Source organism: Streptococcus sp. HMSC078H03 (assembly GCF_001808655.1).
GTDB lineage: Bacteria > Bacillota > Bacilli > Lactobacillales > Streptococcaceae > Streptococcus > Streptococcus salivarius_G.
Genome location: NZ_KV794079.1, coordinates 1,831 through 3,088, shown reverse-complemented (window position 1 = coordinate 3,088; position 1,258 = coordinate 1,831). Strand labels below are relative to the sequence as shown.

Here is a 1,258-nt window from a genome sequence, read left to right as displayed (position 1 = left end):
TGAATTAGACACTGATTGTGATTCAGACACAGACACACTCGCTGAAACTGACTCTGAGTTCGATACTGACTGCGACTCGGAAATTGAGACACTTACTGAAGTTGACTCTGAGGCAGATGTACTTGCTGATGCTGATGTAGACAATGACTCAGATACACTTGTTGAGGCTGAAAGACTTGCTAAGGTACTCAATGATGTTGCAATACTTGTTGAAGCACTTGTGCTTCCAGAGGCACTCAAGAATGCCGATGTAGAAGCGGACTCTGAGACTGAAACGCTTGATGAAGCGGATTCTGAGGCAGATGCACTTGCACTCTGCGATTCGCTCAACGATACAGACTCACTTGTAGAAATTGAAGAACTTTCTGAAAGTGACTCACTCAGTGATACTGAGTTTGAAACAGATTCTGATTCAGACACTGAGGCACTCGCTGAAACTGACTCTGAGTTCGATACTGATTGTGACTCGGAAATTGAGACACTTACTGAAGTCGATACTGAGGCAGAGGCTGACTCAGATGCACTTGCTGAAGCTGAGACGCTGGATGAGACTGACGCAGAAACTGAGGTTGAAACAGACTGTGATTCTAATACAGACGCACTTGTTGATGCAGACTCTGAAATTGAGGTACTTACAGAAGTTGACTCTGAGGCTAATGCTGAAGCGGACGCAGACAATGACTCAAATACACTTGTTGAGGCTGAAAGACTTGCTGATATACTCAACGAAGTTGAAATACTTGTGCTTTCAGAGGCACTCAAGGATGCTGATGTAGAAGCTGACTCAAATGCGCTCACTGATTCTGACACTGAGGCTGAGGCAGAGACTGATTGTGATTCTGAGATTGAAGCACTTACTGACGCTGACTCGGAGTTTGAGACAGACTGTGATTCAGACACCGATGCACTCTCTGAGGCTGACTCGGAATTAGAGACTGATTGTGATTCACTGATTGAAGCACTTACTGATGCACTTTCAGAATTAGAAACTGATTGTGACACTGAAACTGAAGCGCTCAATGCCACCGACTCTGATGCGCTGACTGATTCTGACATTGAGGCTGACGCAGAGACTGATTCGGATGTGATTGCTGATTCCGACACAGATTCAGAAACTGATGTGCTAACGGATTCTGATACAGACGCACTTGTTGATGCAGACTCGGAATTAGAGACTGATTGTGATTCAGACACCGATGCACTCTCTGATGCTGACTCGGAATTAGAGACTGATTGTGATTCTGAGATTGAAGCACTT

Annotated in this window: 1 pseudogene; it reads left to right on the top strand. The window is 44.9% G+C overall.

Going from position 1 to position 1,258, the window contains the following annotated elements:
• Positions 1-1,258 (top strand): annotated as a pseudogene (locus HMPREF2607_RS02295) (hypothetical protein); the annotation flags it as partial.